General features: G+C 68.7%; 1 protein-coding gene. It reads left to right on the plus strand.

The window, feature by feature from the left end:
• Window positions 1-366 (plus strand): ClpP family protease (locus AC1DYG_RS20545; protein WP_477641679.1); only part of this gene is annotated, 366 nt, incomplete at its 5' end.
• Window positions 367-383 lie beyond the last annotated feature (17 nt).

Here is a 383-nt window from a genome sequence, read left to right on the forward strand (position 1 = left end):
ATGCAGTTCGCGGAGTGCGACATCGCGACCTTCGGCATGGGCCTGGCCGCGTCGATGGGGCAGTTCCTGCTCTCGGCAGGCACCAAGGGCAAGCGCTACGCCCTGCCGCACGCGCGGATCATGATGCACCAGCCGTCGGCCGGAATCGGCGGCTCGGCCAGCGACATCGCGATCATGGCGGAGCAGTTCAAGCACACCAAGCGCGAGATGGCCGAGCTGATCGCCGAGCACACCGGTCAGACGCTCGAGCAGATCACCATCGACTCGGATCGTGACCGCTGGTTCACGGCGCAGGAAGCCCTCGACTACGGCTTCGTCGACCACGTCGTCTCCCGCGCACGCGAGGCCGGTGGCGCCGGCAACTGAGCCGGCCCGCCCCGTCC

The sequence above is a fragment of the Pedococcus sp. P1_H8 genome (genome assembly GCF_056405175.1).